The organism is Chloroflexus sp. (assembly GCF_034435895.1).
Taxonomy (GTDB): domain Bacteria; phylum Chloroflexota; class Chloroflexia; order Chloroflexales; family Chloroflexaceae; genus Chloroflexus.
In genome coordinates, this window is sequence record NZ_DAOTWH010000300.1 from 1 (window position 1) to 7,012 (window position 7,012).

Genomic DNA, 7,012 nt, shown 5'->3' on the forward strand with positions numbered 1-7,012 from the left:
AGCGCGCGGCGCCCACCGCACCCGCTGCGTCGCCGCGATCAAACGCTGCAACCCCACCGGCGTCTCAGCTAGATACACCGCCCAACGTATCATTGCCCTTGCCTTTCCACCAATGACCTGATACAATGTAAGTGTATCGCCTATGATACACCAACTGATCAACAACGGGCAAGACAGACAACAAGGGAGGTCATTGGTTGCGCGCAACAAACGCACCAACACGCCAACTACCACTCACCCCGGTGCGCAGCAGGGAAAACAAAAAAGCCCCGCTCTGAAGGGGTCTGAAACGTTTCTGGGTCTTGCACAACCCAGCGGCGAATCTCCACGAAAACAAAAAAGCCCCGCTCTGAAAGGGTCTGAAACCTTCAGTATCGCACACGGCGGAAGTAGATTGCAGTTGAACGCCCCAAAACCAAAAAGCCCCGCTTTGAAGGGGGCTGAAACCAACTCACTTCTCGATCAGACCGACTCCCCCTCATGTGCAGAAAACCAAAAAGCCCCGCTCTGAAGGGGTACTGTAAAGCCGGCCGTGCGGCTATCCCTCGTCCGCAATCACCGCACCGTCCTTGTGAGGATCACCCAGCTTCGGGTTCCGCGATTCGGTGATGGCGTACCCTGCGGCGGCTGACTATGGCCAGTGCAGCGCCCGTTACAGCGCCGTGGCGCAATTGTGGTTGTTTTTGGGGTTGGCGAATTATCGCAATGGGTTCGTGTGGCGGTACTTCTACCGCGATCCCGGCGTGATGCAGGCCCATCTTGAGATGTACGGCGGCGCGCAGGTGTATGTGCCGGTTGTGATGGCAGCGAGGGAATAAGGTTGCATCGCACGCCTTGCGGCAATGACCCTCGTTACGGCACCGTTTCTCGGTTGCAGTTCCACCTGATAAGGAGGTTGCTGATGAAACCTCGAATCCGTCCGCTGATCGTTGGCACTGCCATGCTCTTAACAGTATTGTTGATCGCGCAAGCGGCGACGGTCGCGGCGCCACCAGCGACCGTTGCGGCGTCACCGGCGGCGTCGCCTACACCGGCTACGGTCACGCCACATCCGCTGCTGAGCGACATCCGCATCCGGCGGGCGCTGGCATACTGCACCGACCGGCTCGCTCTGATTCGGTCGGTCTATTCTTTCTTGAATGCGACTCAGCAGCAGGCGTTGGTCACGGATACGTTCCTGCCCAACGATCACTGGGCCTACCACGCGCCGCCGCCAGAGTTTACCTATCCGTTTGATCCGGCGATGGGCCGGCAATTACTGGCAGAAGCCGGTTGGACACTCGCCCCCGGTTCGACCTATCGCACCAACGCAGCCGGCGACGAATTGGCGCTGTCGTTGACTACCACCAATGCCCAATTCCGCCAGACGTGGGCGGCGATGCTCGAAGCGCAATGGCGCGACCACTGCGGCATCCGGCTGGTACGCGAGCATATCCCGGCCTCAACTGGTTTGGCGCTGAGAGCGGGTTACTTCGCCGCGATTTTGAACTAGGTGCGTTTGCATGGGCGTGGCAAGCTGATCCCGGTGGCAGGACGCTTTACGCTTGCGATCAGATCCCGACCGCAGAGAATGGCTGGAGCGGTCAGAACTATATGGGTTGGTGCAATCCTACGGCCAGTAGCGCCATTATTGCCGCCAATAACACGTTGCTGCGCCAAGACCGGATCAATCACTACGCCATTGTCCAAACTGAATTTGCCCGGGATATGGTCTCACTGCCGTTGTTTAATCGCATCAGCAGTGAAGCGTGGAGCCGGCATCTGTCTGGAGTTACGGCCAGCCCAACCGGTTACAGTCTCGCTAGCGCAGCCAACTGGGAACGCGATGATGGCGGGACGACGATAGTGGTTGGTTTTACCCAGCAGCCGGACAACCTGTTGGAAAGAGCTTCATGGCAAGCAGTGACATTTGATGCTAGACACTTGGCGAAAGGCGTGTACTACACCGAGTACCACTATGACTATCAACCTGTCTTGCAAGACGGGTTGAGCACGATCGAGGCGGGTTTAGCGCAAAATGCGACTGTCAATGTTACTGCTGGGGATCGCGTCTACAGCATTGAAGCCGAACCGGTCACGCTCGCAGCCGGGGTGAAAGTGATTGACGCTGACGGCAACGAGGTGACGTATAGCGGTACGGGCACGATTGCCACGAAACAACTCACCGTCCGCTACCGGCTGAAAAACTACCGGTGGAGTGATGGCGTTGCCGGGTCGTTAGCCGACATCCGGCTTGGGGTACAGGCTGAGTGTGATCCGGATACATGGCGGCGGTCTTCGGTTTGCGACGCCATCCAGCAAACCACGTTCGGCCCCGGTCTTGAATACACCATAACCTACTTGCCCGGTTATCAATTCCCGTTGTACCATTTGCTGCCATTCGGTGTCTACCCGGCGCATCAGGTATTGAGCGATGGTCGCGTGCTGGCCGATGTGCCGCCGCGCGAGTGGGCAACGCTGCCCGAACTGGCCGAGCGCCCGCTCAGCTTTGGTCCCTATATGCTGGCCGAGTGGGTGCGCGACGATCACATGACGTTTGTCGCGAATCCGTACCACACTCCCGCACCCAAGGTGGGCCGGATTGTGATCCGGTTCTTCTCTTCTCAAGACGAAGCGATTGATGCGCTCGTGAATGGAGACGTTGATTTCCTGCCGGCATACGCCTTATTTCCCAATCAACGTCTGGCTGATGAAGCGGCGACGGGCCAGATCAATGTCGCTTTTATCCCATCACCGACGTGGGAACATATTGACATGAATCTCGACCGCTACACGGCAGTGGTAGCACGCCCGCTCCCGCCCGCTGGCGGCGTTATTCAGACGGGTATGAATGCGACCATTACCGTGCCAAACGGTGCTGTAAACGAAACGACAACCTTTGTCTACAACCATAATGCGATGCCAGTCCAGCCCTTCAGCGGGGCAGAAAAAGCGGTGAGCGGGTTCTCGTTGCAGGCGGTTACCGCCAGCGGCCAATCGGTAACGCAGTTTGCCGTGCCGATCACGATTCAGATTGACTATACGGATGATGAACTTGCCGCGCGGTCGATCCTAGAAGAGACCTTGAATGTGGCCTATTGGGATGGCAGCAGGTGGCGCAATCTGTTGCCGTGCGCAGGATGTAGCCACGATCTGGCCGCCAACCGGATCATCGTCGTGATCGAACACCTGACCGAGTTTGCGCTGAAGGGAGTGGTCGAGCGCGCGCGGCTCTATCTGCCGATCATCAACCGGTCGTGAGGGTAGCTGTGGAGGCAGCGTCTACGTCGCGCTGCCTCCACCCGGTTCCGATCGGGTTAGTTGGGAGTAAAACACCGTAGGTCGTGAGCATAGGTAATGGCTTCTCAATCGCTTATGAACGAGATAGCAGCGATAAAGGAGATTGCCATGGTCACTGACATGCAAACATCCAAAGCAGACTTCATAGACACCCTCATCAAACTGGGTGGTGTTGCGAATTTCTTGATAACGGTCGTTTCATTTGTGCTCCAAGTTGGCGGTGGCTAGATGATCCTGAAACGCTCCGGGTTGTTTCAGGAGTCGCTTTTGCGCTGTATGCTGGCAGCACGTTTTGGTTTGCCTTCAAAGCGCGGCATGTCACTTCCACGTGGCGATGGAGTAGTTTAGCAGTCCTCTATGTGTCGACGATGTTCTATTTTACATGGGTGGGAACATGGCTAATAGCGCCGGCGACGAAGCCGATCATCATTGATGATATGACCGGTATCTCGGTGTGGAACTACGCAGCACTTCCCGGATCGTCAGTAGCTATCCGCGGGGTGACTGACAAAGAGACCTATGCGATGCAGATCGATTACATGGTGGCAAAAGATGGCTGGGTCAGTCTTTATCGTGAGATTAGTTCAGGGGCTTTTGCAGGCACCAAAGCCATTGGATTTTCGTTCAAGGGGAACGGCGCCCCCCACACACTTGAGCTCAAATGAGTCCGCAAACCCGATGCAAGCGGGTGCAGCGCCATCTTTGGCATGCTCTGGAATCAGGCAACGAATACTGCGGATTGGAAGTATGTCGAAGTTCCCTATAGCTGGTTTGTATGCTGGCGCGACACCGGCTGTCTACCGGGTGAACTGATCGAACCGGGCGATCTTTGGAAGATTGATATTGCGATTTCTAACAAGGTGAATGACACGCCGGGTAACGGCACGGTGTTCACTGGGCCTATTCTGGCGATTCTAGGAGAGAGGGTGGGTGTTTTTAGCGGGGTGCATGGGATACAGATGAACACGGATCGACACCAATGTTGCAGTCATCTGTATTCTGATAATTGCTTCACTGCTCAGAACGACTCGCAATGGCTCACGTTCACCCACCAGAGATCTAACTGTATGGGGCGACTCGTTTGCGAGCGACGCCAAACTTGCTCTTGTTTCGCTTGGCGGGTTGGGTGCGAGTGAAGATCGATGGCTGAGCCTTTCTCTTATGGGTTGCGCTCAAGAGCCTGCGTAGCGCAAGGATCTTCTATCCCTTCCCGCCCACCCTCTGATCATCTTCAATGCTGCGCTCTGGTTGGGCTTTGGCGCACTAATGGCGGACGATCGGCATCCGGCCCTGCCTCTGGCGCCGTTGCTCAAGGTGATGCTGGCTATGATTTTGCGGAATGTGGCTTGGCCGGCTCATTGATGGTTGCTGAGGCGGGTCGCGTTGATTGCGCGGTGATCGCGTTGCACTTGCTCGCCGTGGCGTTGTTGGCAAAGGATCGGACAAATGGTATTGGCGTTCTTGGTGGCGCTGGCTATGCAAGTGCAGATGGGCAGATGACTATCACGTGGCATTCACTTCGGCTTGATTCAGCAAAGGGTTAGTCAAAGCCGGTTTGGGCACGCCATAAGGCGCAGGTTCCGGCGCTGAACGCGATGGGTCGAGATACCGTGGAATCGCGGTATTGACCAGCAAATCATACCCGTACTGTTCGACCAAGCTGATAAACAACTCGGCGATCTGTGGGTCAAATTGAGTACCGGCGCAGGCGCGCACTTCCGCAATGATCTCTTCAGGGGTGCGCCCCTTACTATAGGGCCGGTCGGAAGCCATCGCCGCGACCGAATCGCACAAATTCAAGATTCGCGCCTCAAGCGAAATCTCCTCGCCGGCTAGCCCATCCGGGTAGCCTTTCCCATCCCGGCGTTCGTGATGTTGGCGCACGAATCGGCGATATGCTGGGTCACTTTGGAACTGGCCAGCAATTCGGCGCCTAAGATGGCATGTGCCTTGATGTGATTATATTCTTCTGGTGTAAGCTTACTCGGCTTAAACAAGATCGAGTCGGGGATCGCGATCTTACCGATGTCGTGCGGAAAGGCTGCCCAGCGTAATTGTTGCAACTGTTCGCCTTCCAACCTCAAGGCGCGCCCCAGCAGCCGTAGAGCGCGACCTGCGCGGCGTGGTTGCCCGAATTCGAGTCGCGGGTATAAATGCGCGATAAGACTTTGTTTATTCGCCAATGGGCTGATGATGAGCATGAAAACAGGTGATGTTTGGCCGATGAAGAAGGAGCCGCAATGGGCCCCTTAGAGGTTGAACCGTTGTTTGGCATTCCTGCTGTCACTTCGGCTAATCGGTGAACGAACAGTACTGTTAGTTGTTCCGGTAACAGGCTGACTAGATGTTCATCATGGCGCCTTTCCCTTCCACCGCCAACTTTCTATCAGGAAGGTTAGCCCCACCAGCAAGAGCAGGCCGGGGAAGAAGAGACGCGGCATCAGGAACAGGATTCCCAATCCAAACAACCAGATCGCGTTGCGCATCCCGGCAGCGATAGCGCCGCGTTGGAAGTGAAAGATGAGTTGGGCAATGCCAAGTACCATCAAGATGTTTGGCCAGATCATCGGCGGCAGCCGGAAGATGATCGGGATCAATAAAGCTGCCGCGATCAGCAATAAGGTGATGCCCAATTCACGCTCGCCACTCACCGATTTAGGTTGAGAAGGAGCTACAGGACGCGCTTGCCCGCTTCCCTGCACCGGCTCGCCGCAATAGACGCAAAAACGGGCGTGACCCGGATTGACAAACTTGCAGTGCGGGCAGGTGATGGTTGAGGCATTGCCTCCCGGCAGTTGGACAGTTTCACCTGTGGCGACGCGCACCGCTGCGCCGCATTCGATGCAGAAGCGGGCATCGTCGGGGAGGGTGGTATTGCAGTGTGGGCAGTGCATAGCGCCCCCTTTCTGAGCCAATACGCAAGGATGCAGGGCATCGCCAAACGATCGTTTGGGCAAGAATATCGCGTTTTGTCGTTGGCACTAGCTCGAACAGCATTAACGGTCTCTGCTATGGAGTGCGGCAGTGCAACTACCGCACTCTCGTTACTATGACGCTGACGCACCGGTTAGGGTTGCGCAAACTGGCGTAAGCAGGCCAGCGCTTCGCGTTGCATACGTGCTGGCGCGTCTTTAAGGGGCGGATCGTTGGTGGTGGCGCTGTAGAGGTACGACTCAACCCCAAAGATGGCGCAGCGCGCTGCCAGTGTCGGCGGCAGACCGGGAGCGGTGGCGGCTTGCGTCGCAGCGGCGGCGCGGGCGGGTTCAGCTTGAATGCTGGGATCGGCTAACAGTTCGCGGCGGGCCGGCAACCGGCCCAGCGCCGCGCTTAGCCGCAGTTGGATAGCTGGCTGGTAGAGTATTTCCACGAGCGCCGCTACGTCCGCTTGGGTAGCCTGCCCGTCGCGGTGGCGCAGCAACAGGCTGCCGCCGATCAATGGTTGAGCCGGATTGCCGTTAAAGGTAGGCAACGGTGCGATCCCGATCTGGAAGGTGTCGCTGAGGGCGCGGTAGGTGGGCCATGCCCAGTCGCCATCGATCGCATACGCGGCAAACCCTTGGGCCAGCAGCCGTTGACCGCGGGCATAGCTGTCGCCGTTGCGCGGCGCCGCTCGGTACAGATCGCGCAACAGGGTGAGCGTGGCCGTCATTGCTGGCGTGTCGAGGGTTGGCTCAGCGCCGTTGGGGGTGGTAAAGGCGCCGCCGGCAGCGTAGAACCACGGCGCTAGCCAGCG

6 protein-coding genes and 1 pseudogene are annotated in these 7,012 nt (G+C 57.4%); 4 read left to right on the forward strand and 3 right to left on the reverse strand.

Translation table 11 applies throughout. The features are described 5' to 3' along the window. Positions 1–608: 608 nt before the first annotated feature. The 4 genes from U9R81_RS16820 (at position 609) to U9R81_RS16835 (ending at position 3,944) form a co-directional block, all read left to right on the forward strand. Entirely contained in the window at positions 609–818 is a 210-nt protein-coding gene (locus U9R81_RS16820; protein WP_322496578.1) for a hypothetical protein, read from the forward strand. Between the two features lie 83 nt (positions 819–901). Beyond that, complete coding sequence (locus tag U9R81_RS16825; protein WP_322496579.1) at positions 902–1,492, forward strand: ABC transporter substrate-binding protein; 591 nt, start codon at positions 902–904, stop codon at positions 1,490–1,492. After that, on the forward strand, positions 1,393–3,240 hold the full coding sequence (locus tag U9R81_RS16830) for an ABC transporter substrate-binding protein (protein WP_322496580.1): 1,848 nt from the start codon (positions 1,393–1,395) through the stop codon (positions 3,238–3,240). Before U9R81_RS16825 ends, U9R81_RS16830 begins: the two co-directional genes overlap by 100 nt. A 398-nt stretch (positions 3,241–3,638) precedes the next feature. Beyond that, complete coding sequence (locus U9R81_RS16835) at positions 3,639–3,944, forward strand: hypothetical protein (protein WP_322496581.1); 306 nt, start codon at positions 3,639–3,641, stop codon at positions 3,942–3,944. An 838-nt stretch (positions 3,945–4,782) separates the two neighbouring features. Here U9R81_RS16835 and U9R81_RS20115 read toward each other — a convergent pair. The 3 genes and pseudogenes from U9R81_RS20115 to U9R81_RS16855 form a co-directional block, all read right to left on the reverse strand. Further along, positions 4,783–5,480 (reverse strand): annotated as a pseudogene (locus tag U9R81_RS20115) (HD-GYP domain-containing protein). A 150-nt stretch (positions 5,481–5,630) separates the two neighbouring features. Continuing rightward, positions 5,631–6,173: a zinc ribbon domain-containing protein gene (locus U9R81_RS16850; RefSeq protein ID WP_322496584.1), complete on the reverse strand. Its 543-nt coding sequence runs from the start codon at positions 6,171–6,173 to the stop codon at positions 5,631–5,633. Positions 6,174–6,346: 173 nt separating this feature from the next. Next, positions 6,347–7,012: extracellular solute-binding protein (locus tag U9R81_RS16855; RefSeq protein ID WP_322496585.1), on the reverse strand; the 666-nt coding region annotated here is incomplete at its 5' end.